Source organism: Rosenbergiella gaditana, from assembly GCF_018494065.1.
Lineage (GTDB): Bacteria > Pseudomonadota > Gammaproteobacteria > Enterobacterales > Enterobacteriaceae > Rosenbergiella > Rosenbergiella gaditana.
The window spans coordinates 1-220 of the sequence record NZ_JABBFR010000101.1; the positions used below are offsets into that span (position 1 = coordinate 1).

Consider the following 220-nt stretch of genomic DNA (forward strand, 5'->3'; position numbering starts at 1 on the left):
AGAGTTACTTATAGTAAATATTTAAATACCACCAATACCAATCTTACCTTGGCCGGATACCGCTACGCGACAAAAAATTATTTTACGTTCAATGAAATTAATACTCTTAATAAGAGGACGAAAAATTATCAAAGTAGTGATGTAGATAGGTACGACAACACATCAGACCTATCCTTAAATGAGTGGGATGCTATCCGCTCAGCTCGACCTAGAAACACCT

Annotated in this window: 1 protein-coding gene; it reads left to right on the forward strand. The window is 36.4% G+C overall.

The window, feature by feature from the left end:
* The coding region (locus HH682_RS16195) for a fimbria/pilus outer membrane usher protein (protein WP_214238387.1) at positions 1-220 on the forward strand (220 nt) is incomplete at both ends.